The organism is Rhizobium fabae (assembly GCF_003985135.1).
Classification (GTDB): domain Bacteria; phylum Pseudomonadota; class Alphaproteobacteria; order Rhizobiales; family Rhizobiaceae; genus Rhizobium; species Rhizobium pisi.
Genome location: NZ_ML133645.1, coordinates 217,321 through 242,637 on the forward strand (window position 1 = coordinate 217,321; position 25,317 = coordinate 242,637).

At 61.6% G+C, this 25,317-nt stretch carries 25 protein-coding genes and 1 pseudogene; 8 read left to right on the plus strand and 18 right to left on the minus strand.

Features of this window, described 5'->3' with window-relative positions; all coding sequences use genetic code 11:
- Positions 1-18 precede the first annotated feature (18 nt).
- The gene (locus EFB14_RS01150; protein WP_126822001.1) at positions 19-366 is read right to left on the minus strand and encodes a hypothetical protein; all 348 of its coding nucleotides are present in this window, start codon (positions 364-366) and stop codon (positions 19-21) included.
- A 398-nt stretch (positions 367-764) separates the two neighbouring features.
- Here EFB14_RS01150 and EFB14_RS01155 point away from each other — a divergent pair, with 398 nt between their 5' ends.
- Positions 765-1,244: an EF-hand domain-containing protein gene (locus tag EFB14_RS01155; RefSeq protein ID WP_126822003.1), complete on the plus strand. Its 480-nt coding sequence runs from the start codon at positions 765-767 to the stop codon at positions 1,242-1,244.
- Between the two features lie 317 nt (positions 1,245-1,561).
- Entirely contained in the window at positions 1,562-2,188 is a 627-nt protein-coding gene (pncA, locus tag EFB14_RS01160) for a bifunctional nicotinamidase/pyrazinamidase (protein WP_126822005.1), read from the plus strand.
- Positions 2,189-2,193: 5 nt separating this feature from the next.
- Here pncA and EFB14_RS01165 read toward each other — a convergent pair whose 3' ends face one another.
- The 3 genes from EFB14_RS01165 to EFB14_RS33310 all read right to left on the minus strand — a co-directional run bounded on the left by EFB14_RS01165 (position 2,194) and on the right by EFB14_RS33310 (position 4,380).
- Positions 2,194-3,777 (minus strand): hypothetical protein, encoded by a 1,584-nt coding sequence (locus tag EFB14_RS01165; protein ID WP_126822007.1) that lies wholly within the window; start codon positions 3,775-3,777, stop codon positions 2,194-2,196.
- Between the two features lie 119 nt (positions 3,778-3,896).
- Positions 3,897-4,142, minus strand: a complete 246-nt coding sequence (locus tag EFB14_RS01170; protein WP_126822009.1) for a DUF2164 domain-containing protein — start codon at positions 4,140-4,142, stop codon at positions 3,897-3,899.
- Positions 4,143-4,197: 55 nt separating this feature from the next.
- Complete coding sequence (locus EFB14_RS33310; RefSeq protein ID WP_245438200.1) at positions 4,198-4,380, minus strand: hypothetical protein; 183 nt, start codon at positions 4,378-4,380, stop codon at positions 4,198-4,200.
- On the opposite strand from EFB14_RS33310, the gene EFB14_RS01175 reads away from it, so the two are divergent.
- Together EFB14_RS01175 and EFB14_RS01180 are read left to right on the plus strand one after the other, a co-directional pair.
- Positions 4,301-5,005 (plus strand): AzlC family ABC transporter permease, encoded by a 705-nt coding sequence (locus EFB14_RS01175; RefSeq protein ID WP_245438198.1) that lies wholly within the window; start codon positions 4,301-4,303, stop codon positions 5,003-5,005. The genes EFB14_RS33310 and EFB14_RS01175 overlap by 80 nt on opposite strands.
- A gap of 3 nt (positions 5,006-5,008) precedes the next feature.
- Entirely contained in the window at positions 5,009-5,317 is a 309-nt protein-coding gene (locus EFB14_RS01180; RefSeq protein WP_125843603.1) for an AzlD family protein, read from the plus strand.
- A gap of 36 nt (positions 5,318-5,353) precedes the next feature.
- On the opposite strand, the gene EFB14_RS01185 is transcribed toward EFB14_RS01180, so the two are convergent.
- Positions 5,354-7,189 carry an aminopeptidase P family protein gene (locus EFB14_RS01185; protein WP_126822013.1) on the minus strand — a complete coding sequence of 612 codons (1,836 nt, stop codon included), beginning with the start codon at positions 7,187-7,189 and terminating at the stop codon, positions 5,354-5,356.
- A gap of 278 nt (positions 7,190-7,467) precedes the next feature.
- Between EFB14_RS01185 and EFB14_RS32765 the strand changes: the two genes are divergently transcribed.
- Positions 7,468-7,641, plus strand: a complete 174-nt coding sequence (locus tag EFB14_RS32765) for a hypothetical protein (protein ID WP_003541368.1) — start codon at positions 7,468-7,470, stop codon at positions 7,639-7,641.
- A gap of 400 nt (positions 7,642-8,041) precedes the next feature.
- On the opposite strand, the gene EFB14_RS01190 is transcribed toward EFB14_RS32765, so the two are convergent.
- Complete coding sequence (locus EFB14_RS01190) at positions 8,042-8,920, minus strand: 50S ribosomal protein L11 methyltransferase (RefSeq protein ID WP_126822015.1); 879 nt, start codon at positions 8,918-8,920, stop codon at positions 8,042-8,044.
- A 51-nt stretch (positions 8,921-8,971) separates the two neighbouring features.
- On the minus strand, positions 8,972-9,577 hold the full coding sequence (locus EFB14_RS01195) for an SCO family protein (protein ID WP_126822017.1): 606 nt from the start codon (positions 9,575-9,577) through the stop codon (positions 8,972-8,974).
- Positions 9,578-9,846: 269 nt separating this feature from the next.
- On the opposite strand from EFB14_RS01195, the pseudogene EFB14_RS01200 reads away from it, so the two are divergent.
- A pseudogene (locus EFB14_RS01200) lies at positions 9,847-10,365 on the plus strand (methyl-accepting chemotaxis protein); the annotation flags it as partial.
- Positions 10,366-10,367: 2 nt separating this feature from the next.
- Positions 10,368-10,835 (plus strand): chemotaxis protein CheW, encoded by a 468-nt coding sequence (locus EFB14_RS01205; protein WP_017965084.1) that lies wholly within the window; start codon positions 10,368-10,370, stop codon positions 10,833-10,835.
- Between the two features lie 260 nt (positions 10,836-11,095).
- On the opposite strand, the gene EFB14_RS01210 is transcribed toward EFB14_RS01205, so the two are convergent.
- Together EFB14_RS01210 and EFB14_RS01215 are read right to left on the minus strand one after the other, a co-directional pair.
- The gene (locus tag EFB14_RS01210; protein WP_126822019.1) at positions 11,096-11,587 is read right to left on the minus strand and encodes a CreA family protein; all 492 of its coding nucleotides are present in this window, start codon (positions 11,585-11,587) and stop codon (positions 11,096-11,098) included.
- Positions 11,588-11,712: 125 nt separating this feature from the next.
- Positions 11,713-12,303 (minus strand): 3'-5' exonuclease, encoded by a 591-nt coding sequence (locus tag EFB14_RS01215; RefSeq protein ID WP_126822021.1) that lies wholly within the window; start codon positions 12,301-12,303, stop codon positions 11,713-11,715.
- A gap of 269 nt (positions 12,304-12,572) precedes the next feature.
- On the opposite strand from EFB14_RS01215, the gene EFB14_RS01220 reads away from it, so the two are divergent.
- Positions 12,573-13,109, plus strand: a complete 537-nt coding sequence (locus EFB14_RS01220) for a GNAT family N-acetyltransferase (RefSeq protein ID WP_126822022.1) — start codon at positions 12,573-12,575, stop codon at positions 13,107-13,109.
- Between the two features lie 164 nt (positions 13,110-13,273).
- Here EFB14_RS01220 and ligA read toward each other — a convergent pair whose 3' ends face one another.
- From ligA to EFB14_RS01270, 9 genes are all read right to left on the minus strand, one after another.
- Positions 13,274-15,430, minus strand: coding sequence for an NAD-dependent DNA ligase LigA (gene ligA, locus EFB14_RS01230; protein ID WP_126822024.1), 2,157 nt, complete (start codon positions 15,428-15,430; stop codon positions 13,274-13,276).
- Positions 15,431-15,541: 111 nt separating this feature from the next.
- On the minus strand, positions 15,542-16,069 hold the full coding sequence (locus EFB14_RS01235; protein WP_126822026.1) for a DUF6886 family protein: 528 nt from the start codon (positions 16,067-16,069) through the stop codon (positions 15,542-15,544).
- 77 nt (positions 16,070-16,146) lie between these two features.
- Positions 16,147-17,820, minus strand: a complete 1,674-nt coding sequence (gene recN, locus EFB14_RS01240) for a DNA repair protein RecN (protein ID WP_126822028.1) — start codon at positions 17,818-17,820, stop codon at positions 16,147-16,149.
- 5 nt (positions 17,821-17,825) lie between these two features.
- Positions 17,826-18,695 carry an outer membrane protein assembly factor BamD gene (locus tag EFB14_RS01245; RefSeq protein ID WP_183604840.1) on the minus strand — a complete coding sequence of 290 codons (870 nt, stop codon included), beginning with the start codon at positions 18,693-18,695 and terminating at the stop codon, positions 17,826-17,828.
- 319 nt (positions 18,696-19,014) lie between these two features.
- Entirely contained in the window at positions 19,015-19,971 is a 957-nt protein-coding gene (gene lpxC, locus EFB14_RS01250; RefSeq protein ID WP_125843591.1) for a UDP-3-O-acyl-N-acetylglucosamine deacetylase, read from the minus strand.
- Positions 19,972-20,230: 259 nt separating this feature from the next.
- Positions 20,231-21,934, minus strand: a complete 1,704-nt coding sequence (gene ftsZ / locus EFB14_RS01255) for a cell division protein FtsZ (protein WP_126822030.1) — start codon at positions 21,932-21,934, stop codon at positions 20,231-20,233.
- 56 nt (positions 21,935-21,990) lie between these two features.
- A complete protein-coding gene (gene ftsA, locus EFB14_RS01260; RefSeq protein ID WP_011426086.1) occupies positions 21,991-23,322 on the minus strand; it encodes a cell division protein FtsA in 1,332 nt (443 codons plus the stop codon).
- Positions 23,319-24,251 (minus strand): cell division protein FtsQ/DivIB, encoded by a 933-nt coding sequence (locus tag EFB14_RS01265; RefSeq protein ID WP_126822032.1) that lies wholly within the window; start codon positions 24,249-24,251, stop codon positions 23,319-23,321. Before EFB14_RS01265 ends, ftsA begins: the two co-directional genes overlap by 4 nt.
- Positions 24,239-25,165: a D-alanine--D-alanine ligase gene (locus EFB14_RS01270; protein WP_126822034.1), complete on the minus strand. Its 927-nt coding sequence runs from the start codon at positions 25,163-25,165 to the stop codon at positions 24,239-24,241. Before EFB14_RS01270 ends, EFB14_RS01265 begins: the two co-directional genes overlap by 13 nt.
- Positions 25,166-25,317: the final 152 nt, after the last annotated feature.

The window sequence follows — 25,317 nt, forward strand, 5'->3', positions numbered from 1 at the left end:
TGCGCGCCGCGAAAACGCTCACCCGAGCATCCGCATCTTTCCAAGCCCGAGAATATCGTTGACGAGCGCGATGCCCATGCCCGCGGCGACTATTCCCAATCCGATCAAAAAGAGCTTGCGCGACCGGTCATATTTGACGGCGACAAGGGAGTCTCGCGCCAGCAGATCGGCAAAGACCTTCACCTGAATGGCTATGCCTGCGACGAGGAACAGCATCGGCAGGATATCGATGCGGCTCCAGTCATTGGGATTGGAAACCCAGACGCTGATGAAGTTGAGTGAGAAACCAAGGATGATCCCGGCCGCCGTCAGCGAGCCATTGCGGAACGTCGCATCGATTTTTTCATCTGGACCGGGCTCGGACATGACTTCGCTTCCCGCTTCTGAGGCTAAGAAAGGCAGAAATCGCGACCGGGGGCAAGGTGGACCTGGCAGAGCACGTTATTGAAGCCGGACGAAATGCCGCAGTGGCACAGGGGCCGGGCGAACCGCTCCCTGCCCGTCCAGCAAGCTGTGACAGCCCGCCTCACGCAACCAGCGGCGTAAATTGTCGCTCGCCCGAGCAAATCGGCGGCGAATAGACCCAACAATTTCAATGAAATAACTTTGGTAACCGAAAGGTTAACGTGCGTCGCCCCGCCTCGTCAATCGCACTTCTGCCCTGTCAAAACCTCGCTTTGACGCTATGCGCAAATCAGCTTAGCGACGATATTGCCCACCCATGAAAGGCGGGCTTCACGACGAACTTTTCAAAGGAGGTTCAAGTGACCAGTGTTTCATCCCTCGGCAGCACATTGACGCAGTACCAGTCCCCGCTTTCCAGTCTCGACAAGAATGGCGACGGCGTGATTTCGGCGGACGAGTTGGCCGCCGCTTCGCAGTCCTCGACCTCAAGCGCGGCCGCCACGGACAGCGACGACAAGAGCAGCGATGTTATCAAGAAGATCACCGCCGACATCCTGTCGCTGATGCTCTCCATGCAGAAAACCGACGACAGCGACGATCAGGGCGACGGCAGCGATCAGAACGATTCCTCCTCCAAAGGCGTCTTCGCCGCGATGGATAAGAATGGCGACGGCAAGTTGACCGAGTCCGAATTCCTCGCCGCCGGTCCGAACAGCATCAAGGCCTCCGGCGACAGCGATCCGCTTCTCACCAAGGTCCAGACTGACATGCAGACGGCCCTCCAGGCCTACCGCAATACCTACGGCGCTTCCGCCGCAGCAACCGATACCGCGGCCTGACGGGCCGAGATGAGGCTCCGCCGGGGGAGCCTCGATCATCGACAGCGCAAAAAACGCCTATGCGAGCGGGCCGAATTTGGCGGCGATTGCCGCCGTCGCCACGGCTTGTTGCTTCCTGATTACTTCAGAACCTTCCCTTCCATTTCGACATACGGACCAATCAAAACTCCTCTTATAGTTGAATTAGAGCCTTCTGTTTCAGCCACTTACTACCGCAAGTGCCAGAATTAACACTTGCAAGCGCGCGCCCGGAAATTCACTAGTTGATGCATCCAGTGCATTTGCATCTTGAATTTAAAGCGAAGGGATTGGCCTTGATGAAAGCGCTGCTGCTCGTCGACATTCAAAACGGCTTCTGTCCGGGCGGCAATCTGCCGGTACCCGATGGCGACAAGGTGGTTCCCGTCGCAAACAGCCTGATCGACAGCGGCAAGTACGATCTGATCGTCGCTTCGCAGGACTGGCACCCGCCGGGCCATGGCAGTTTCGCCTCCGCCCATCCGGGCACCGTCCCCTTCGAGATGGGCGAACTCTCCGGCAAGCCGCAAATGATGTGGCCCGACCACTGCATCCAGGGCACGCTTGACGCCGAGCTGCATCCCGCGCTCAAATCCGAGGAGATCGATCTGATCCAGCAGAAGGGCGAAGATCCCAGGATCGACAGCTATTCGGCTTTCCGCGACAATGACCGGGATGCCTCGACCGGCCTTTCCGATTTCCTCGAGGACCAGGGCGTCACCGATCTCGACGTCTGCGGCCTTGCGACCGATTACTGCGTCAAATTCTCCGCGCTCGACGCGCTGGAGATGATGCCAGGCGTGCGCGTGCGCTTCATCGAAGATGCAAGCCGCGGCATCACCCCCGAAGGTGTGGCCGCCGCAATCGAGGAGATGCGCGCCCACGACATCGCAGTGATCAAAAGCGCGGACGTGTTGCGCGAATAGGCTGCTTATTTCACGACGTAGACATCGTACGTCTCATCGCTTCCGGCAACCGGGCCGAAGCGTCTGACGAGGTTTGTCGCGCTCTGGAAGGCAGCAATGTCATCAGGCGTGAGAGATAGCCACCAAACGTAACTTTCACGCACGGAAACGGGTGCGCTAACCTGATCGAGCCGCTGCGACAGAAGAATGACGACGGGCGCATGCTCGCTCTCCTGCAATCGATGGGCGGTTTCTAGAATATCGGCAAGGCTCAGCGAAAGCCGGACGTTCCGGGTAAATCGAACGATGGCGCCGAACCGCTCCTCCCGCAGAAGATAGGTGCGATTGGAGACATAATACGGCAAGGCTTCCACGAGATAGTCAGGATCAGCCATGATGATCGCGTCCTTGAGATCAGGACGCGATTGAATGAACGCACCGAGTTCCTTGCTTCGGCTCAGCGGTATTTCCGCCACGAACGCCCGATTGACCTTTTCGATACCGGACACGACCTGCAGCGTCAGCAATATCAGGAAGCACAGACGCCCGAACTTTATGATGCCGCTGGCAGCCTCATTGCCAGCATCGCCCGCCGCCTTGCGCTGCGTCAAGGCGATGATCGCGATCATGAAAACCAGCCATAGCGCCTGATGCCGGTATCCGCCGGGATAGACCAGCGTAAAAAGCAGCAAAAACCCCGAAAGAACCAGCGCGGCGGCGATCAGCGCCGGCAGCCGGTTCGCCAAAGTCAACAGGCTGCCGCAGACCAGCACGGACATCAACGCCGCTAAAAGACGAGAGGCCACCGGATAGGCAACGACGAGTTCTATAACGGCGTCGGGATAGAACGCCAAAAAATGCGAGCCGGGCGCGACGAAAGCGCGAAGGACAAGCAACGCGAAGTTCTCGCCGCTGAGATCGTTCTGCGCCGCATCATTGAAGGTCGGATAGACCGTCAGGAAACATAAAACAATTCCGACAGCGGCAATGGCGCCGGCTGTCGCAAAGGCCCGATATGCCGTCAGGGCAGGCCTTGGTCGCGTCAGAACCAAATCGAAAAACCAATAGGCAAGGAAACCGCCGACAAGAACGACCGAATGGACGTTGGTATTTGCCAACAAGGCGAACAACAGGCCGAGCAATATGCCGTTGCGTGCCCCTTTCTCCCAACTCAGGACGATCAGGAAGATCACCAGCATGCTAATGCCGTAATTTCGCGACATCGCGGCATATTCGAAAATCGAAAAGCTGCCGAACAACGATAGCAGCATGATAGAAATCGGCAGCTTCAGCCTGAAAACAAGAAGATAGGCCGAAGCAGCCGCGATCGTCAGTGCGACGATCTTCAGGACGACAGGTGAGCCGACCACGACGTAGGCGGCGCGCAGCAAGATATGCCAGACGGCAGGATGACCATCACCCCGCATCAGCCGAAGCATATCGATGAAATTGTCCCCCTGAATGGCGAATGACAAGGCGCGAACCTCGTCACGCCACACCGTTTCGGACCAGCAAAGGGCAGACGCCAGCGCAAGCCAGACCATAAAGATCAACGCCTTGCCGAGCCTGGCGGATCGAGGTTCATCGATAGCAGAAACAATCAAGGCCAAACAACGCGCAACCCGGTGAACGAAAGGATCACGACTGTATCGGCACCGACATAATTTGGCGTTAAGTGTCGGCTCCGGTTTGATTTCGGAAAGCTAAGGCTGAAAGATCGCCACGCGCTTTAGGACTTTTCCTCTCTTTCAAGAAGATGAATATCCTCGCCCACATCCTCCAATCTTCTCAACAGGGCCGCATGCGCATCTCTCAGCCCTCGATTGTAGAAGTATGGCCCGACCTCCTCGGCGAAGAAATCAAGCAGGAATTCCGCCGGCAGCGCGCCGATGGGATCGAGTTCCCGGTCGAAATAAGTACGGATGCGCGAAACGATCTCGGCCTTCTCTTCCTTCGAAAATTCGATCTTCTTCATGCCCCCCCTCCGCCGACAGCGCTCAGGACCTTGATGCTTCAGCGAAATCGATTGGTCAATCAACGAAATTCAATTGCCGTGACAAGCCATAGACCATAAGGGAAACCTGAATTTCCAACAGGATCACCCAGATGAATCGCGCCGACTTTCTTGAAGGTTTGCGAGGCGGCTTTGCCGTTGCACTGGCATCGGCGCCCTTTGGCGCTCTCTTCGGAGCCTTGGCGGTGGAGAACGGCATGTCCCTCTCCGAGGCCGCCTTCATGAGCGCCACTGTCTATGCCGGCGCCAGCCAGATGGTCGGCATCGAGCTCTTCGGCCACCATGTCCAGGCTTGGCTGATCGTGCTGTCGATTCTCGCCGTCAATTTCCGCCACGTGCTCTATTCGGCGGCCTTGGCGCGCTATATCGGCCATTTCACGCCGGTGCAGAAATTCTTCACCTTCTTCCTGCTCGTCGATCCGCAATTTGCCGCGGCAGTGAAACGCGGCGAGGCCGGCCGCCCGCTCACCTTCGCCTGGTATTTCGGCTTCGCCATCATCATCTACATTCCCTGGATACTGACCAGCATCGCCGGCGGCCTGCTCGGCGGCTTCATCGGCGATCCCAAGGCGATCGGCCTCGATATCCTGCTGCCGGCCTATTTCCTCGGCATCGTCCTTGGCTTCCGCAAGCGCGACAATTTCCTGCCCGTGGCGCTCGTCAGCGCCGTGGCCTCCGTATTCGCCTATCGCTATGTCGGCTCGCCCTGGCATGTCAGCCTCGGTGCTGCTGCCGGCATCGTGCTTGCCGCCCTGCTGCCGCTGCCGCCGCAAGAACCTGATCTCGAAGCCGACGCCCTTCAATCCGAAGTGCACGAGGTCTGAGCGATGGAATTCGATCTTCACATGGCGCTCGTCATCATTGCCGCAGCCGTCGCCACTTTCGCCACCCGCATCGGCGGCTACATCCTCATCACCCGAATGAAAAGCATTCCGCCGCGCATGGAGGCGGCGCTGAATGCCGTGCCGGCCGCCGTGCTGACGACGCTCGTCGCACCCGCCTTCTTCATCGGCGGTTGGGAATCGAAACTGGCGCTGGTCGTCGCCCTCTTCGTCGGCCTGCGCATCTCGCATACATGGATGCTGGTCGCCGCCTGGATCGTCGTGATGATCTGGCGCCATGCCGGCGGGCTCTGAGCACCGGCTCGACGCCGATGCTCAGACGCCGTTCGTCTAATATTCCAGCGGCAGCGTCGCGTTCTCGAGCCATGCCCTGGCGTCGCGATCATGGATCAGCGGCATCAGCGCCTCGCGCGTGCGGCGGTGGTAGTCGTTGAACCAATGCAGCTCGTCATGGGTCAGAAGCTCCGGAATGACGAGGCTACGGTCGATCGGGCAGAAGGTCAGCGTCTCGAAACCGAGCATCGCCATGTCGCCGCCTTCGATCTCCTCGGCTCCGCGGACATAAATCAGATTCTCGATACGGATGCCGAAGCTGCCGGGCCGGTAATAGCCCGGCTCGTTCGAGAGGATCATGCCCGGCAGCAGTTCCTGCGTCGAAAGTCTGGAGATGCGCTGCGGTCCCTCGTGCACCGAGAGATAGGAGCCGACGCCATGCCCCGTGCCATGAGCAAAATCGGCCCCTGCCCGCCACAGCGCGATGCGCGCCAGCGGATCGAGGTCGCAGCCGCGCGTGCCCTTCGGGAAACGCGCCGTGCTGATGTCGATCATGCCCTTCAACACCAGCGTGAAGAAGCGACGATGCTCCTCCGACACCGTGCCGATGCCGACGGTGCGGGTGATGTCGGTCGTGCCGTTGATATATTGCGCGCCGGAATCGATCAGGAAGAGTTCGCCGGCCTCGATCATCCGGTTGGTTTCGGTCGTCACGCGGTAGTGCATGATCGCCGCATGTTCGCCCGCACCCGAAATCGTGTCGAAGGAAATGTCCTTCAGCGGATTCTGCATGTTCTGGCCGACCCGGGCGCGCGCCGCTTCGAGACGCTCGGCAGCGGCAATCTCGCTCACCGTGCCGGGTTTTTCCTGCGACAGCCAATAGAGGAATTCCACCATCGCCGCGCCGTCCTGCAGGTGGGCTGCGGACGAGCCGTTGATTTCGACGTCGTTCTTCACCGCGCGCGGCAGCTTGGCCGGATCGGTGCCTTCCACCACTTCGCCGCCCGCCTTGCGGATGATCTCGGAAAGCGCATGGGAAGCGATATCGGGGTCGATCAGCACGCGGCCGCCATCCCGGGAAACGGCGGCAAGCCTCTCCTCCAGCGCCGAGGGCGGCAATTGCGTCGAGATCTGCGCGAGATAGGCCTCCGGCTCGATGCCGGTCTTCCGCTTGTCGAGGAAGAGTTCGGCCCGCCCGTCGGCATGGATGATGGCGCGCGCCAGTGGATGCGGCGTGTGCGGCACGTCGGCGCCGCGGATGTTGAATGTCCAGGCGACCGACGAGGGATCAGCGATCAGCACCGCCGCGAGCTTCTTCTTCGACAGATCGGCGGCAACAGTCGCGATCTTGTCGCTCGCCAGCACGCCGGCCTGGGCGACATTCTGGATGGTGACTGCGCCCAAAGGCTCGGCCGGCCGGTCGCTCCAGAGCCTGTCGAGCGGATTGTGCGGCAGGAAGACCAGCGTACCGCCGATCTCCGCAAGCGCCCTTTCCAGACGGCGCACCTCCGCGCCCGCATGCAGCCAGGGATCGATGCCGAGCCGCAAGCCCTTGGCTCCGTTTGCAGCGAGCCAGACATGCGGCGGCGCGTTGACGAGATCGCCGCCCGAAAAGACCGAGCCGTCGACCTGTTCGGCAAGCTGCGTCACATAGCGGCCGTCGACGAAGACGATCGCCTGGGTGCGCAGGATGAGCGCGATGCCCGCCGAACCGGTAAAGCCCGTCAGCCATGCCAGGCGCTCGGAGCAGGCCGGAACATATTCGCCGTTGAATTCGTCGGCGCGCGGCACGAGGAAGGCGTCGATGCCGAGCGAATCGAAAGTAGCGCGCAGCGCCGATACCCGATCCCTGCCGAACTGCGGCGTGGAGGTGACGTCGAAGGACTGGAACATGCTGGAAACCCGAATGGTTGAGACGAATCCGGTTAATGGGATGGTCGCCATGTTAGCGAAATTTCAATCGATGGGGAGAAAAAGCGACGAAACGAGTCGAAACCGCTGAGCCCGCTCAATATTTTGACAGAACTGTGACAGCAAAAGTTAATTTGGCACGCTTTATGCATTAGCCGCATGGCTCCCATGAGCGAAACCCCCTGCCTCCGGATTTCAGAATAGCTATATAGACGCCATCGAACGGTTCGGATGAACCAGCAAACAAAGGAATTTTTGAAATGACCGCCTCTCTCTCGCGCTTCGCATACAGCAGCCCGGTGCAGGCTGGCGAACGCCAGACCGTGCGTCACGTCATCGGCGCCCGCCGCCCGCAGAACGAAGACAGCCTCAAGCTGCTCGGTGCAGGCCAGCGCGCCACGCGCCACAAGGGCGCTCCCAGCTACGCGTTCTAAGTCTGAAAGCCCGTCCGTCTCCTCCCTCCCGGACCGGCCTATTGGAATGCAGTAGAGCCCGCTCGAGCGCTCCTCCTCCTTCGAGCTCGCGGGCATTGACCGGATAGACCGGTCCAAGGCGGTGCCATCGGCACCGCCTTTTTTGTTGTGTTGGTGAGGGCACGTGAAATGTGTCCTGTGGAATGACCGAGGTCGCGGCATGCCTCTTCTCCCCGGCGGGGAGAAGGTGCCGGCAGGCGGATGAGGGGGGCCGCGCGGCACACCATTCATTGCCCTTCGCTTGCGCTCAGCGCATTCGCGGCTCTTCGCCGCTCACCCCCTCATCTGCCCTTCGGGCATCTTCTCCCCGCTGGGTAGAAGAGGGAAATTGCCGCACCGTCAGCCCCAACTCTCTCCCTCGTCAAGGCCGGTCGAAGTGGATGGTCACCCAGCCATTGCGCCAAATCGTCCTGACATGGCGAAGCCTCGCGCCGCTATAGGCGGCAATCACCTTCCAGCGCTGCGCGGCCAAGATCCCGGAAAGAATGACCGAACCACCGGGCGCAAGATGCATCGCGAGCTGCGGCGCCATGCGGATCAGCGGCCGGGCGAGGATGTTGGCGATGATGAGATCGAAGGGGCCGTGCTCGGAAAAAGCCGTCGAATGAAAGCCCGGCGCGGTCCGTGTGACGATGCCGGATGCGATGCCGTTGCGGCGCACGTTCTCGGCCGCGACCCTCGTTGCGACCGGATCGATATCGGTCGCCAGCACCGGTATGTTCTTGAGCTTGCGCACCGCGATCGCCAGCACGCCGCTGCCGGTGCCGAGATCGAGCGCGTTGCGGACCGGGCGCGAGCGCACCACAGCGTCGATCACTTCAAGGCAGCCGGCCGTCGTGCCGTGATGGCCGGTGCCGAAAGCCTGGCCGGCATCGATCTCGATGGCAATATCGCCGGGGCGGACCTTGTCGCGGTCATGCGACCCATGCACCAGGAAACGCCCTGCCCTGACGGGCTTCAGGCCCTCCAGAGATTTCACCACCCAGTCGACATCGGGGATGACTTCGCGCTGCAGCCGAGCCTCGGGAAAGGCGCTCTTCAGCGCCGCTTCGACGCGGGAACGTACGTCCGCCTCGTCCTCGGCCATCATATAGATCGAGGCTTCCCAGATGTCCTTCTTCTCGTCGATCTCGGTGGTGCCGATGGCAAAGTCTTCTTCGCCGAAGACCTCGCTCAGAAGGTCGAGAATCTCCTCGGCCTTGCTTTCGGTCGTCGACACGTAAAGGCGGATTTCACTCACGATAGGCGGTCTTTCCCGTTTTCCTTGCCCGCCGCCGGTCGGGCCAGCGCCCTATGACCCCTTGCTGACGAGATTCTCCAGCTTCTTTATCGCTGTGTCCGGGTTTTCGCCATAGGCGATCGTTCCGGAAAAACGCCCGGCGGAATCGAGCAGGAAGACCGAGGCGGTGTGATCCATCGTATAGTCGCCGTTCGGGTTCTTCTCGTCGACCGGCACCTTCTTGGCGTAAACGCGAAAACCCTTGATGACCTCGGCGATCTTGTCAGGCGGGCCTGAAATGCCGGTGATACGTTTGGAAACGTTGGAAACGTACTGGTCCATGATTTCGGGCGTGTCGCGCTCCGGATCGACGGTCACGAAATAGGCCTGCAGCTTGGTGCCGTCGGGATCGACCTTCTCCATCCAGCCGTTCAGCTCGAAAAGCGTCGTCGGGCAGACCTCAGGGCAATGCGTGAAACCGAAGAACAGCGCCGTCGGCTTGCCGCGCAGCGCCTGTTCGGTGATCGGCTGCCCGCTCTGGGAGACCAAGGTGAACGGCACGCCGAAGGGCGCTTCCGCCACGACCTCCCGAGATTTCATGGGATAGAGCGTCAATACGCCGAGAACCCCGGCGATAAACAGCACGGCAACCCAGATGACGATGCGGAATGTCTTCATGGCATGAACCTCGATCCGGGCGGATATGCGCCGCCCACCCCTGCGCGTTCCGGTGATTATAGTCTCGACCAGATGCACGCAATTCAAGAATATGTTTTCTGACCCGTGATTAATTGTCTCAGCGACCACCGCCGCGGTTTTCGCAAAATCTGCGCGCCGTCATCAGTACGGATCAAAAAACATCATGTTTTGAACGCTTTGCTTTCGAGACCGACCGGCAATAGCGCGATGCATATCATTAGGAAAGACTTAAGCCGTCATATCTATATTTAGCAGTGCGTGCGGCCGGTTCGTGCCGTTCTGACATGAAGTCTGCCGAGGACGCTCGGCGTGGGGATAGCAAGGCTTTGATCGGGAAATCCGGCGAGGAAGTGAAGATTGGTGGTGACCTGGTGACGGCGGCCGGTGGAGCGCTTCGCCAGCTCGACGAACACGTTAAATCAATCGTAACCTCTGCGCGCGAACAATCGGTTGGATTGAGCGAAATCAATACACCGATCAGCCGGATGGATCAGGTCACGCAGAAGAACGCGGCCGTGGTGGAAGAGGCGAATGCCGCAAGCCATAGGCTCGCCATCGACGCTGAAAACCTGACGCAGTTGGTCAAGCAGTTCAAAATCGGCGAGGGCATGACCGCCCGGCAAACGCAGCGAGAGGCAACGCCGGCCTCGCATTCGAGACCTTCTCCCGCACGCAGCCTGATCGGCAAAGTCGCGGGCGCATTCAACGGCGGTTCTGCCGCCACAGCCATCGCCTCTCCCGCCGGGAACAACTGGGAAGAATTCTGACCATGAACAACAACGCCATCAAGCAGTCGGGCGCCTATCTCGAAATCGTTTCGTTCCACCTGGGCGACCAGGAATTCTGCATCGACATCATGGCCATCCGCGAAATCCGCGGCTGGGCGCCGGTGACGCCGATGCCGCACACTCCGCCCTACGTGCTCGGCCTCATCAACCTGCGCGGCGCGGTCATCCCGGTCATCGACATGGCCTGCCGCCTCGGCATGAAGATGACCGAGCCCTCCGAGCGCTCGGCGATCATCGTCACCGACATCGCCGGCAAGCTGGTCGGCCTGCTGGTTGAGCAGGTTTCCGACATGATGACCATCAAGAGCGAAGACCTGCAGCCGCCGCCGGAAATCATCCCGGAAGCCCAGCGCGCCTTCTGCCGCGGCATCGTCGCGCTTGAAAAGACCATGGTCTGCTTCCTGAACCTCGACACCGTTATCGCCGACGAACTGACGCAGGCTGCTTGAGCGCTGCCGATCTCCAGTTTCAAAGGCCCGGCTCGTCCGGGCCTTTTTGTTTGAGTGGAGGTAAAGCTGGCGTCGGATCAGCCTTTAAGAAGACCCCTCCCCAACCCCTCCCCACAAGGGGGAGGGACTAACCCGGAGCACCCGCCTCGCTCCTTCCGAAACGTCGCAGATCTGGAAAGCGGGTGCGGCAAGTTAAGCCCCTCCCCCTTGTGGGGAGGGGTTTGGGGCGGGGTCTTTTCATCGCAAGCTCCAAAGACCCTTTACGGCTTCCCATTCTTCCAGGTCACGTTCTGCCCATAGAGCGGAATGGTCGAGATCGACATCTTGGCCGAACCGTCGGTGAGCTCGCGTGAATGGGCGAGATAGATCAGCGTATCGTTCGCCTTGTCGTAGATGCGGTTGACGACAAGGGTCTTCCAGATCAGCGACATGCCCTGGCGGAACACCTCGCTGCCGTCTTTGGACAGGTCGATATTGCCGATCTCGATCGGCCCCGTCTGCCGGCAGGCGATGGAATTGTTGGACGGATCCTCGAACCAGTTGCCGTTCTTGAACCGGTCGATCAGGCTGCGATCGAAGTAGGTGACGTGGCAGGTGACGCCCTTGACCTCGGGATCGGAGACCGCCTCGACAATGATATCGTTGCCGATCCAGTCGACCCCGACCTTGCCGACGACTTCGGCCGGGGCGGCGCCCGCCGAGACGGCCAGGAAAGACAGGGCGGCAAGGAAAAGATTGCGCGGCTTGGACATGGCGGCTCCCTGGAGCGCCGCGCGTCCGACGGGACGTGCCAAAGGCGCTCTATCGCTTTGAATCGGCGCTTTCTAGATAAGTATGCGCCCATGCTTTGCAAGAAATCGCTGGTGCGGGAGAAGGCTCAGGCCTTGCGGCAGGTGCAGGGCGCATAGCCCTTCGCCGTCAGCCGCCCCGGCGTCATGCCGATCAGCGCCGGGATCGCTTCCACGGCTTTCGCCTTGACCGCCTTCGCCATCTCGATCGCCGCCGCCGCGCAGACCGCCGCATCTTCGGCGGCGTTGTGGTGTATGAAGCGCAGACCGAGATGCTCGGCGATCAGGTTCAGCCGATGCGAGAGGAAATGCGGCCAGATCCGCTGCGCCATCTTCAGGCTGCAGAGATAGGTCAATTCAGGATAGGACTGCCGGTAGAGATCGAGGCTTGCACGCCAGACGCTGAAATCGAAGGCGGCGTTGTGCGCGATCATCGTCGCGCCGCGGATATCGTCGTGGAACTCGTCCATCACCTCGGGAAATTCAGGCGCATCCTCGACATGCTCCGGCCGGATGCCGTGGATCGCGATATTCATCCCGGAAAAGCGCATATCGCGCGGCCGGATCAGCCGCTCTTCGACACGCGTCACCCTGCCCTCCTCGATCCAGGCAAGCCCGACCGAGCAGGCGCTGCCGCGCTGCTCGTTGGCCGTCTCGAAATCGATGGCGATGGTCTTCAAAGCAAATATCCGAATCGTCTGCCCTACCGGAATAATCATAGCCGCAAGCGAAGGCAAATTCCGGCCTGTTGACATCTGCACGCGGATGGGGAAACTTCCACACATGATCAACTCTGTGACATCAACCATGCATCATATCGCCACGACCCTTCCAGGGTACGCGGGAGCGATGGTGCGTCACTAGCCGTCCGATCATCCCGAGAACCCTGCCGAGGCGAGCAGGGTTTTCGAAATCCGGCTCTCCTCCTGAAACCCAAGGAGAGCATCCAATGTCTGACAGCGAAGAGAATGAGGCACGCGACCGAGCGCGCCTGCCGGACGGCGTCGTCGTGCGTGCCGTACGTCTTTCCGATGCCGAAGAGATCACCGATCTCATAAATTTGCCGGCCTACCGGGCCGGCACCCTGCGGCCGCCGTACCAGCGGATCGAAGAGGTTCGCAAGCACATGGAGAATCCGTCGCCGGGCGCGCTCAGCCTTGTCGTCACCCTGAACGGCAAGATCGTCGGCAATTGCGGCCTCAATCGCCTCGCCGGACGCAGGCAGCATGTCGCAAGCATCGGCATGGGCGTGCATGACGACTTCACCGGCCGCGGCTTCGGCCGCATCCTGCTCGGCGCCATGGTCGATGCCGCCGACGACTGGCTCGACGTCAAACGGCTGGAATTGACCGTCTACACCGACAACGAGGTTGCGATCCGGCTCTACGAGAAGTTCGGCTTCGAGAAGGAAGGGCTTCTGCGCTCATTCGGCTACCGCGTCGGTCAATATGTCGACGCCTATACGATGGCGCGGCTGAGAGCCTGAAACAGAAAGGCAGGCTAATGCCGGCCTTAGTTTATCTGCAATGGCAACCAAGCACTCTTCCGTCATGCTCGGGCTTGTCCCGAGCATCTGCAACGGTAGCAGATCCTTGGCACAAGGCCGAGGATGACGCTGAGTAAACCGCGAGGCTCCAGGCCAGTCTCGGCTTACCCGCCTATCAGCGCCAGCCATTCGTCCTCGTCCATCGTCTGGACCCCGAGCTCGCGGGCCTTGTCGAGCTTCGAACCGGCGCCGGGACCGGCGACGACGATGTCGGTCTTCTTGGAAACCGATCCCGCCACCTTGGCGCCGAGGCTTTCGGCTCTCGCCTTCGCCTCGTCGCGGGTGAATTTTTCAAGTGAGCCGGTGAAGACCACGGTCTTGCCGGCGACCGGGCTGCCTGAGGTGACCGGCTGTTCGGCCTCCTCGGGCATCACCTCGTCGAGCAGGCGGCCGATCACTTCGATATTGCGCGGCTCCTTGTAGAACTCGACCATGGCGCGCGCCACGACTTCGCCGATGCCCTCGATGGCGTTGAGATCGCTCCAGGCGTCGCCGGAAAGCGGTGCGGCCTCCTTCATCGCGATCGCAAAGGCTTCATAGGTGCCGTAGGAGCGCGCGAGCAGCTTCGCCGTGGTCTCGCCGACATGGCGGATACCGAGCGCGTAGATGAAGCGGTGGAGAGCGATGCTGCGCCGCTCGTTGATCGCCGCATAGAGCTTGCCGACGCTGACCTTGCCGAAGCCGTCTATATTCTCCAGCTTGGTAAGCGACTGCTGCTGGCGCTTCTCCAGCGTGAAGATTTCGGGCGCCGTGCGGATTTGCAGCGACGGGTCCTCGTTTTCGAAGAAGAAGTCGATCTGCTTCGCGCCGAGCCCCTCTATATCGAAGGCGTTGCGCGAGACGAAGTGCTTCAGATGCTCCGTCGCCTGCGCCCGGCAGATGAAGCCGCCGGTGCAGCGGCGCACGGAATCCATCTTGCCGGTCTTCTCGTTCACCTCGCGAACGGCATGCGAACCGCAGACCGGGCATGTCTTCGGAAATTCATAGGGCCTTGCCGCCTCCGGCCGCTTCTCCATCACCACGTCGAGGATCTGCGGAATGACGTCGCCGGCGCGCTGGACGATGACGGTATCGCCCTCGCGGATATCGTGTTCCTCCGGCCGGATGCGCTCGCCGCTATTGCCGATACCCTTGATGTAGTCCTCATTGTGCAGCGTCGCATTGGTGACGACGACACCGCCGACCGTGATCGGCTTCAGCCGCGCCACCGGGGTCAGCGCCCCGGTGCGGCCGACCTGGATCTCGATCTTCTCGACTTCGGTAAAGGCCTGCTCCGCCGGAAACTTGTGCGCCGTCGCCCAGCGTGGGCTACGCGAGCGGAAGCCGAGGCGGCCCTGCAGTTCGAGGCTGTCGACCTTGTAGACGACGCCGTCGATGTCGTAATCCAGGTCCGGGCGCTCAAGGCCGATCTCGTCGTAGTGCGCCAGGATGTCGGCGACCGAATTCAGCCGCTTCATCAGCGGATTGACCGGAAAACCCCAATCCTTGAAAGTCTGCACCATGGCAAATTGCGTATCGGCCGGCATTTCCGACATTTCGCCCCAGGCATAGGCAAAGAATTTCAGCTTGCGGCTCGCCGTCACCTTGGCATCGAGCTGGCGCAGCGACCCGGCGGCCGTGTTGCGCGGATTGACATAGGTCTGCTTGCCCTCCGCCTCCATCTGCCGGTTCAGCGCCAGGAAATCGCTCTTGGCCATATAGACCTCGCCGCGGATCTCGACGACCGCCGGAACGCCCTTCGGCAACTCGTTCGGGATTTCGGCAATGGTCCGAATATTGGCAGTGACGTTTTCCCCCGTCGTGCCGTCGCCGCGCGTGGCGGCCGTCGTGAGCCTGCCGTTCTCATAGCGGATAGACATCGAGAGGCCGTCGATCTTCGGCTCAGCGGTAAAGGCGATCGACTGGTCCGGCAGGCGGCCGAGGAAACGATAGACACCGGCCACGAAATCCTGCACGTCCTCCTGCGAAAAGGTGTTGTCGAGCGACAGCATCGGCCGCGCGTGAACGACCGGCGCGAAGGTGACAGAGGGCGCTGCACCGACATGCCGCGACGGGCTATCCTCACGGATCAGCTCGGGAAAGCGCGCCTCGATCGCATCGTTGCGGCGCTTCAGCGCGTCGTAATCGGCATCCGAAATCTCCGGCTGGTCCTTGCCGTGATAAAGCGCATCGTGATGCGCAATCTCCTTTGCCAGCCGTTCAAGCTCGGCGGCAGCCTCTTCGAACGTCAACGTGTCGACGGCGGAACCTTCGGTGGACATGGAACAGCACTCCAGAGAATCTGGCCAGAAATCTGCATTGTTTTTAGAGCAAAATCGCCGGATGAAAAGAGAGGCCGCGCATGCCTTATCGAGAAGATTGGGCTGCTTGGCCTATTCCCAATCGCCCGCATTGCGCAGCCGGATGCCGCTGACATGCAGGCCGGTGTCCCAGAGGCTCTTCAGCGGCTGCAGGCTGTCGACCGTTCTGAGCTCCACGCCACGCGGGGCAAACTCCCGATCGAGCTGCGACTTGGCGACATGTTCTAGCGGCACCACCTTCTTTCGAGCCACCCACATGCCCGCATCGCCGAGATTTTCGAAATCCGCGACAGGCAACTCGTAGCGATGGACCGTCTCCCCTTCGAGCCTTTCCAGCCAGCGACGCTCGACATAGGCTGCGGCTCGGCAATCCCTCAGCCAGCGCCGGCGCTCGGCCTCCGGCGTCTCGGGTGTCGCCCAGATCAGGATGCGCGGGCAATCTCGCGGAAAGAGATACATGAAGTCATGGTCGTCATCGATCGCCCAGACGAGTGGACCGTTCAGCCATTCCCGGCCTGCCGGACGGATCGAAGGAATGCGAACCGGACGCGGCTCGAACACTTTGATATCCGGATCGTTGCTGAAATGGAAAAGGCGCATGGCAACGGATCGTCGCTGATCGGAATGTTACGGATAGCGCGAAGCGAGGTGCTCGCCACCGACGGCAGTGCTGGAAATCAGCCGTTGCCGGAGAGCAGCCGCTTCGCCGCCGCCCTCGCCTCCTCGGTCACCGAGGCGCCGGCGAGCATGCGGGCGATCTCTTCGGTGCGGTCCTTCTGCGCCATCGTCGCAACCCGCGTGGCGATTTTTTCAGAGCCGTCTGCCGCCGGCCCCTTGGAGATCAAGAGGTGGGTCGCCGCCCGCGCCGCAACCTGCGGTGCATGCGTGACCGACAGAACCTGCACCCGCTCGGACAGCCGCTTCAGCCGCTGGCCGATCGCATCGGCCACGGCACCGCCGACACCGGTATCGATCTCGTCGAAGACGAGCGTCGGCGCCGATCCGCGATCGGCAAGCGCCACCTTCAGCGCCAGCAGGAAACGCGACAGCTCGCCGCCGGAGGCGACCTTCATGATCGAGCCCGGCCGCGTGCCGGGATTGGTCTGGACATGGAATTCAACGACATCGATGCCTTCGGCGAGCGCCTCTCCCGCATCCGTGGTGATCTCCACCATGAAGCGGGCGCGTTCGAGCTTCAAGGCCGGCAGCTCGGCCATCACGGCTTCGGCGAGCGCCGTGCCGGCGTGGTGACGCTTGTCGGACAGCGCGCGCGCCGCCGCGTCATAACTCTCTCGCGCCTGCCCGACTTCGGCCTGAAGCCGCGCAAGCCTCTCCTCGCCGGCGTCGAGATCGGCAAGATCGGAAATCATGCGCACGGCAAGCGCCGGCAGCTCGGTAACCGGCACGGAATATTTGCGCGAGGCTGCCCTCAGCGCAAAAAGCCGCTCCTCCACCCGCTCCAGTTCGCGCGGATCGTATTCTGTCTTCCGCAACGCCGCCTCGACTTCCATCTGCGCGTTGGAGAGCTGGTCGAGCGCGGCGTCGAGCAGCGCCACAGTCTCTTCGAGCAGCCCCGGCGCCTCATGGCTCTTGCGCTCCAGCCGGCGCACCAGCGAAGCGATATGGGGCACCGGCGAGGCATTGCCGTTGAGGAATTCGGAGGCCTCGGCGATATCGCCGGCGATCCGCTCGGCCTTCATCATCTTTTGCCGGCGATCCGCGAGCTCGTCTTCCTCGCCATCCTGCGGCGAGAGCTTCTCCAGCTCCTCGACGGAGGCGCGGAGGTAATCGGCTTCGCGCGCGGCGCTCTCCACCTTCTCACGGTGTTTCTTCAGCATCCGCTCGCTGTCGCGCCACAGCCGGTAAAGCCGGGCCACCTCTAAAACCTCGTCGGTGAGGCCAGCGAAGGCATCAAGCAGGGTGCGGTGGGCATTGGTATCGACAAGGGCGCGGTCGTCGTGCTGGCCGTGGATCTCGACCAGCATCTGGCCGGCCTGGCGCATCAGCTGCACGCTGACGGGCTGGTCGTTGACATAGGCCTTGGTGCGCCCGTCCGCCGATTGCTGGCGGCGGAAGATCAGGTCGCCCTCGTCGTCGATTCCGTTTTCACGCAGCAGCGCGCGGGCGCCGTGGTCCATGCCGACGTCGAACACGGCCGTCACCTGGCCCTTGTCCTCGCCATGGCGCACCAGGCCTCCGTCGCCGCGTCCGCCGAGCGCCAGCGACAGGCTGTCGAGCAGGATGGATTTGCCCGCCCCGGTCTCGCCCGTCAGCACGGAAAGACCGGTCTCGAAGGCAAGATCCAGCCGCTCGATCAGGACGATATCGCGGATCGAAAGCTGGATCAGCATTGGTTTTATGAACCGAGCAGGAGTTTCTTGCCTGCCGCAGCGATCCACGAGCCCTTGTTTTCACGCGGCTCGGCGCCGCCGGTCTGCAGCAGCTTGTAGGAATCGGCGTACCACTGGCTGTCGGGATAATTGTGGCCGAGAACGGCAGCCGCCGTCTGCGCCTCGTCAACGATGCCCATCGCGTAATAAGCTTCGACGAGACGCGCCAAAGCCTCTTCGATCTGGTTCGTGTTCGGATATTTCTCCACGACGATGCGGAAGCGCGAGACCGCGGCGAGATATTCCTTCCGCTCCATATAGTAGCGGCCGACCTGCATTTCCTTGCCGGCGAGCTGGTCGCGGGCGAAACGGATCTTGGCCTGCGCGTCGTCGACATATTCGGAGTTCGGATAATTGTCGATGACGGCCTGCATCGCTTCGACCGTCTTGGCCGAGGCGCGCTGATCCTGCGTTACGTCGACGATCTGCTTGGAATAGGTGAGACCGATGAGATACTGCACATAGGCGGCATCCTGGGACTTCGGATATTGCGCCATGTAGCGGTTGCCTGATGCAAGCGCATCGTCCAGGCGGCCCTGGCGGTATTTGACGAAGGTGCTCATTACGAGTGCCTTGCGCGCCCATTCGGAGAACGGGTTCTCGCGGTCGATCGCATCGAACTTGCGCGCCGCTTCGGCCATGTTACCGGCCTTCATGTTGGCAAGGCCCTGGGTGTAGAGCACGTCAGGCGGATCGGTTTCGAGACCGAGCTTGGTGATGTCGATATCGGGGTCCGACTGGCAGCCGGATATCGAGGCGCCTGCGCTGAGCACCAGAAGCGATGCCAACAAAGCGCGCGCTGTCTTCATCATACCTTCAGATCCTGCATAACCCATTCAAAAGAACCCCACTGCCGCCGCTCTCTCCACGGCAGCCACGCCTCGCTGGCGTTTCTAGCCATAAATGTGCATCAAGAGCAACGCAATGATAAGGCATTAACGCATTTTTGTGGCAGCGGCGGCCGGAATATCCGGCTTTTCATCTTCTTTCCCGACCTGTGGCAGCGAAAGCATGATGCCGAACTGCGCGATCGGATTTCATGCGCCATTCCTTAAATGGAGCAGCTGAAAGACGGCCCGTCGCTGCAGACATATCGGCACATAAAAAAACCGCCCCCGGGAAAGAGGCGGCCTGGTCTTAAGAATATGCTGGAGGTCATGCCGACCAGGGAGCGAATTCCGACGCGCTGACCGCGATCATTTCGCGGGCGGCGACGCGCTGGCGCGGCGTCGACGTCTCCACAACCTCGTAGGCGGTGGGATCGCTGAGCAGAGCCTTCAGAGCATTGGCATTCATCTTGTGGCCGCCGCGATAGGAGCGATAGCAGCCGATGAACTGGGCGCCGGCAAGCGCGAGATCGCCGACGGCATCCAGCGTCTTGTGGCGCACGAATTCATCCTTGGCGTAACGCAGCCCTTCGACGTTGATGACGGTGTTGTCGTCCGAGATGACGACAGAATTTTCGAGCGAGGAGCCGAGTGCGTGGCCCGATGCCCAGAGACGCTCGACATCGCGCATGAAACCGAAGGTGCGGGCGCGGGAAAGCTCAGTCTTGAAGACGGAAGCGCTCATGTCGCCGGCCCACTTCTGCCGGCCGATCAGCGGGCATTCGAAATCGATCTCGACCTCGAACCGCGTGCCGTCATAGGGGCGGAATTCGCTCCAGGAGCCGCCATGTTCGATTCGAACCGGCTTGGTGATGCGGATGTAGCGGCGCTTGACGCCGAGAGAAACAAGACCGGCCTGTTCGATCGCTTCGACGAAGGGCAGAGAGCTGCCGTCCATGATCGGCATTTCGGCGCCCTGCACCTCGATCACCACATTGTCGAGGCCAAGTGCATAGACGGCGGCCATGACATGTTCGATCGTCGCAACCGAATGGACGGGCGAAAAGCCGAGCACGGTGCAGAGGTCGGTATTGCCGACCTGCGAGGAGACGGCCTTGAGTTCGGTAATGTCGCCATTGCTATGCAGGCGCTGGAAAACGACGCCAGTATCCGACTCGGCCGGGTTCAGGGTGATCGAGACTTCAGCGCCCGAATGAACCCCGGTGCCCGTGAGCGACACGGGACGCGATACCGTCGTTTGAAAACCCAGCAAGCCAATTGCCATTAATTCTGCCTTTATTCTTCCGCACCAGCGGCTGTCCGTTCGGCGCGGTTATCGTTCGTTCTGCAAAAGGAGCCTTTGAAGGGACTCCTGGGGCAGTTTCCTTGCACCATACTTACGTGCGCCGGCGCTCCAATCCAAATCACTGTTTCTTTCGTTTTGTTACGAAGTCATATGATTGAAATCGCTCTGAAATTTCAGGCTTCAAAACGGAAATGCCCGGGACCTTGATCCCGGGCATAAACGGCGGCGATTCGCCTGATCAGTTCGACTGGCGACGCAGGAATGCCGGGATTTCCAGCTGGTCGTCTTCCTGCATCATGCGGGCCTGCGGAACCGCGCGGCCCTGGTCGTCGAGGTTGCCGCGACGCGGAGCGTAGAGGCTTGCCTCCGGCGACAGCGGACGGCGCTGCTGCGAAGCGGCCGGCGGAGCGGCGGTCATGTCGGCGGCGACGGCGTCGTCGTCACGGCGGCCAAGCGAATTAGTGATTCGCTTGAGCAGGCCCATCGGACCGCGCTCTTCCTGCTGATGCGCCGAAGCCGGCTGCGTGCGGTGGTCGAGTTCGGCCTGAACAACCGGCGGAAAATCCTCGACCTTCGGCATACGCATCGGTTCCGGCGCCTGGCGGATGATCGGCTCCTGCCGGATCGGCTGCTGCTGGATAACCGGCTGGCTCATGACGGGGGCCGGAGCCTGCTGCACCGGTGCGGGACGCATGGCCGGAGCTTCCGGTGCAGGCGCGAAGATCTTGCTCTGCGGGCGGAAGGTTTCCTGCTGTGCAACCGGCTGCTGGAGCGGTGCGGCGGCACGCGGGGCCGGAATCTCGAGCTCGCGTTCCATCTCGGCTTCGCGGATGGTCTGCGCGATCGGATCGATGGCCTTCGGTGCCTGCATTACGGGGGCAGGCTGAACTGCGGCCGCTGCCGGAGCAACAGCCGCGGAGGGACGGATAACCGGCCTTGCCGCCGGCTGAAGGTTGCGCTCGGCAGCTTCGTTCATCGCCCGGTCGATGCCGGTCGCCACGACCGATACGCGGATGATGCCTTCGAGCGATTCGTCGAAAGTGGCGCCGAGGATGATGTTGGCGTCCGGATCGACTTCCTCGCGGATGCGGGTGGCGGCTTCGTCGACTTCGAAGAGGGTGAGGTCGCGACCGCCGGTGATCGAGATCAGCAGGCCCTGGGCACCCTTCATCGAGGTTTCATCGAGCAGCGGGTTGGCGATTGCCGCTTCGGCTGCCTGCAGCGCGCGGCCGGAGCCGGAGGCTTCGCCGGTGCCCATCATCGCGCGGCCCATTTCGCGCATCACTGAGCGGACGTCGGCGAAGTCGAGGTTGATGAGGCCTTCCTTCACCATCAGGTCGGTGATGCAGGCAACGCCCGAATAGAGAACCTGGTCAGCCATGGCGAAGGCGTCGGCGAAGGTCGTCTTGTCGTTGGCAATGCGGAAGAGGTTCTGGTTCGGAATGACGATCAGGGTATCGACAGACTTCTGCAGTTCCTGGATGCCCATTTCGGCCAGCCGCATGCGGCGTCCGCCTTCGAAATGGAACGGCTTGGTGACGACGCCGACCGTCAGGATGCCCTTGTTGCGGGCGGCCTGCGCGACAACAGGAGCAGCACCGGTGCCGGTGCCGCCGCCCATGCCAGCGGTGACGAAGCACATATGCGTGCCGTTCAGGTGATCGACGATCTCGTCGATGCACTCTTCGGCGGCAGCGCGACCGACTTCCGGCTGCGAGCCAGCACCGAGGCCTTCGGTGACGTTGACGCCGAGCTGAATGATGCGCTCGGCCTTCGTCATCGTCAGCGCCTGCGCATCCGTGTTGGCGACGACGAAATCGACGCCCTGGAGACCAGCGGTGATCATGTTGTTGACGGCGTTGCCGCCGCCGCCGCCAACGCCGAACACGGTGATGCGCGGCTTCAGCTCTGTGATGTCAGGCTTTTGCAGCTTGATGGTCATGGTACCTGTTCCTTCTCTCTCTGGCCGCATCGCCACGCCGGCCAATTACTGAAACTTCAGAAGCTTTCCTTCAGCCACTGTCCCATGCGGGCAATGCGGCTGTTATTTCCCCCAAGCGACATGAGCAGACCGCTCTGTGACGCATGTGTCTCCATGTCCGCGACCTGCGGATAGATCATCAGGCCGACGGCCGTCGAAAAGGCCGGGCCCTTGGCCGCCGTCGGCAATCCCGAGACGCCCATCGGGCGGCCGATGCGAACGTTGCGGGCAAGGATGCGCCGGGCCACTTCGGCAAGGCCGGTCAATTGGCTGGCACCGCCGGTCAGCACGACGCGCTTGCCGACAATCGGGCTGAAGCCGGAGCGCTGGATACGGTCGCGGATCAATTCCATCGTCTCTTCGATACGGGCCGACACGATGCGCGAAACCAGCGCCCGCGGCACTTGCGACGGCTGGTCGCGATCATCCTCGCCGATCGGCGGGATCGAGATCAGTTCGCGCTCGTCGGAGGAATTCAGAAGCGCCGAGGCGTGCACGACCTTCAGCCGCTCCGCATCCTCGATGCGGGTCGAAAGGCCGCGCGCCAGATCCGTGGTCACGTGATGGCCGCCGAGGCCGACGGCATCGGTGTGAACGAGCTTGCCCTCGGCGAAGACCGAGATCGTCGTCGTGCCGCCGCCCATGTCGATCGCGGCACAGCCGAGCTCGACCTCGTCGTCGACGAGAGCGGCAAGGCCCGACGCATAAGGTGTTGCGACGATGCCTTCGACCGAGAGATGCGCGCGGTTGACGCTGAGTTCGAGGTTCTTCAGCGCCGAGCGCTCCGCCGTGACGACATGCATGTCGACGCCGAGCGCATCGCCGTACATCGCCAGCGGATCGCGGATGCCGCGCTCGCCGTCAAGCGAGAAGCCGGTCGCCAGCGAATGCAGCACCGAGCGGTCCTGCCGCAGCGACTGCTGGCAGGCTGCCGACAGCACCTTCTTCAGGTCGTTGAGTTCGACTTCCTGGCCGCCGAGATCGATCGTCGCGGTGTAGATATCGCTGCCCAGGCGGCCGGCCGTCAGGTTGACGATCAGGCTCTCGACGGTCAGCCCCGCCATGCGCTCCGCCGCATCGACGGCGAGACGGATAACGCCTTCCAGCGCGTCGAGATCGGCGATGACGCCGGTCTTGATGCCGCGCGAACGCTGATGGCCGATGCCGATGATCTCGATATTGTGCGTGCGACCCGGGAGAATCTGGCTTTCCTCGCGCGGCGTCAGCCGGCCGATCATGCAGACCACCTTGGTCGAGCCGATGTCGAGCACCGAAACGATATGCGACCGCTTCGACGAAAGCGGCTTCAGGCGCGGCAATCCGAAATGGGATGAACCGAATAAGCTCATATACTCTGCCCCGCCTTCTTCAATTCTTTCGTACGCTCAGTCACTGCCGCCTGCCTGCGGACCGCCGCTTCCGGCGTCAGCTGGATCGCGGTCCTGTCAGGCAATCTCAGATCGACCGCCGCAATATCCCGCTCCAGGAGCTGCTGCTGCTTGTCGAACTTCGAAAGCGTCGCGAGCGCCTGGTCGATGCCATCTTCCGGCAGCTTGACCACGACACCGTTATCCATGTGCAGGTCCCAGCGACGACCTGATATCCAGACATAGGCCTTCACGCGGGCCTTCACATCAGGCCACTTCGAGAAGGCGTCGTCGAGCGAGGCCGCTGCCGTTTCCGCATCGCGGCCGACGACGAGCGGCAGCGACGAAAACTTGTTGTCGCGCAGCGGCGCAATGACGCTGCCGTTCTTCTCGATCAGGGAAAGCTCCTGTCCGTGCTGCCAGATCGCGTAGGCCTGGCGCTCCTTGAGCTTCACCTCGATCGTCTTGGGATAGACCTTGCGAACCTCGACGCTCTCCACCCAGGGAAGATGCGCGATCTTCTGCCGGGCCGCATCGACGTCGAGCGCAACCAGCGACGTCGTGCCGTCAAGGCCGATCAGCTGCAGGATCTCGATTTCCGACGTCTCCGAATTGCCGGAGACCTTCACGTCCTCGATCGCAAAACCCGCCGCCGTCGTCGTCGCCTGCGCGACGGCCTCCGTATGACCGCCGAGCGACATGCCGTAGAGACCCGTCGCCGCCAGGAATGCAAGCGCCGAGACTGTGCCCGCGTGAGCCGGAATGTGGATGCGGCCGCTGCAGAGGCTGATCAGGAAGCGGGTAACGCGGCGCAACGGGCGCGGCAGTACGAATCGTTCTTCGGCTTCCACTATCGGAAGCACGGCATGATGGCTGGGGCGCCCAATTCTCTTGACCGTCAACGCAAACAAGACGCGTCCTCCACCATCCACCGGAGAAACTGACCAAATGAATAGCCGGCATGACCGGCCATTTCGGGCACGAGCGAGGTTGGAGTCATGCCAGGCTGGGTATTAACCTCCAGCCAGATGATTTCGCCGTCTTCGGAGAAACGATCGTCGTAACGAAAGTCGGACCGACTGACGCCGCGGCAACCGATTGCCTGATGCGCCCTTAGGGCCAATGTTTGTATTTTTTGGTAAATATTCGGTGAAATTTTCGCCGGGATGACGTGTTTTGAACCGCCGGCCGCGTACTTGGAGTCGTAATCATAAAAATTGTGTCCCTGCGGCACCACTTCCGTGACACCAAGCGGGGTATCGCCCATGACGCCACAGGTGAGCTCACGGCCATAGACATAACGCTCGACGAGAACCTCTTCGCCGTAACGCCATTCGGGGGAGCTCACAACCTGCGGCGGATGCGCCTGATCTTCCGTGACGATGACGACGCCGAAGCTCGACCCCTCGCGCACAGGCTTCACCACATAAGGCGGCCTCATCGGATGGGTCGAGGGAAATGCGAAACGATTGATCACCTGCGATTCGGCAACCGGAATGCCGGCGGCGGCGGCGACCAGCTTCGCCTTGTCCTTGTCCATCGCCAGCGCCGAGGCAAGCACGCCGGAATGCGTATAGGGGATCTGGAGATATTCGAGGATGCCCTGAATGGTGCCGTCCTCGCCGAAGGGGCCATGCAGCGCATTGAAGACCACATCAGGCTTCAGCGCGGCGAGCTTCTCGGAAACGTCGCGGGCAACATCGATCACCGTCACATCGAAGCCTTCGGCTTCGAGGGCTTCTGCGCAAGCCTTTCCCGAGGAAAGGCTGACCGGCCTTTCCGAGGAAAATCCGCCCATCAGGACAGCGACATGCTTGCGACTCATCAACACCCCCAAAAATAACTTACATTTTTGAAATCGACGCTTGCGCGAAGCTGTCTGCGCCGTTTCAGGCCTTTGTCCGACCGGCCCGCATTAGAGCATCATTATGGTTAATGAAGTGTTTACTTTCGTTAACTCCGTCTTGCCGCGCCCCT

Bases quoted from the DNA above. Each gene is read 5' to 3' on its own strand.
- EFB14_RS01220 (WP_126822022.1), top strand. From the start codon at position 12,573: ATGTCTGACAGCGAAGAGAATGAGGCACGCGACCGAGCGCGCCTGCCG.
- lpxC (WP_125843591.1), bottom strand. From the start codon at position 19,971: ATGGCAATTGGCTTGCTGGGTTTTCAAACGACGGTATCGCGTCCCGTG.
- ftsZ (WP_126822030.1), bottom strand. From the start codon at position 21,934: ATGACCATCAAGCTGCAAAAGCCTGACATCACAGAGCTGAAGCCGCGC.
- EFB14_RS01210 (WP_126822019.1), bottom strand. From the start codon at position 11,587: ATGTCCAAGCCGCGCAATCTTTTCCTTGCCGCCCTGTCTTTCCTGGCC.
- EFB14_RS01150 (WP_126822001.1), bottom strand. From the start codon at position 366: ATGTCCGAGCCCGGTCCAGATGAAAAAATCGATGCGACGTTCCGCAAT.
- ftsA (WP_011426086.1), bottom strand. From the start codon at position 23,322: ATGAGCTTATTCGGTTCATCCCATTTCGGATTGCCGCGCCTGAAGCCG.
- EFB14_RS01270 (WP_126822034.1), bottom strand. From the start codon at position 25,165: ATGAGTCGCAAGCATGTCGCTGTCCTGATGGGCGGATTTTCCTCGGAA.
- EFB14_RS01170 (WP_126822009.1), bottom strand. From the start codon at position 4,142: ATGAAGAAGATCGAATTTTCGAAGGAAGAGAAGGCCGAGATCGTTTCG.
- EFB14_RS01180 (WP_125843603.1), top strand. From the start codon at position 5,009: ATGGAATTCGATCTTCACATGGCGCTCGTCATCATTGCCGCAGCCGTC.
- ligA (WP_126822024.1), bottom strand. From the start codon at position 15,430: ATGTCCACCGAAGGTTCCGCCGTCGACACGTTGACGTTCGAAGAGGCT.
- pncA (WP_126822005.1), top strand. From the start codon at position 1,562: ATGAAAGCGCTGCTGCTCGTCGACATTCAAAACGGCTTCTGTCCGGGC.
- EFB14_RS01205 (WP_017965084.1), top strand. From the start codon at position 10,368: ATGAACAACAACGCCATCAAGCAGTCGGGCGCCTATCTCGAAATCGTT.
- EFB14_RS33310 (WP_245438200.1), bottom strand. From the start codon at position 4,380: ATGCCGTTCTCCACCGCCAAGGCTCCGAAGAGAGCGCCAAAGGGCGCC.
- EFB14_RS01195 (WP_126822017.1), bottom strand. From the start codon at position 9,577: ATGAAGACATTCCGCATCGTCATCTGGGTTGCCGTGCTGTTTATCGCC.
- EFB14_RS01185 (WP_126822013.1), bottom strand. From the start codon at position 7,189: ATGTTCCAGTCCTTCGACGTCACCTCCACGCCGCAGTTCGGCAGGGAT.
- EFB14_RS01235 (WP_126822026.1), bottom strand. From the start codon at position 16,069: ATGCGCCTTTTCCATTTCAGCAACGATCCGGATATCAAAGTGTTCGAG.
- EFB14_RS01245 (WP_183604840.1), bottom strand. From the start codon at position 18,695: ATGGGTTATGCAGGATCTGAAGGTATGATGAAGACAGCGCGCGCTTTG.
- EFB14_RS32765 (WP_003541368.1), top strand. From the start codon at position 7,468: ATGACCGCCTCTCTCTCGCGCTTCGCATACAGCAGCCCGGTGCAGGCT.
- recN (WP_126822028.1), bottom strand. From the start codon at position 17,820: ATGCTGATCCAGCTTTCGATCCGCGATATCGTCCTGATCGAGCGGCTG.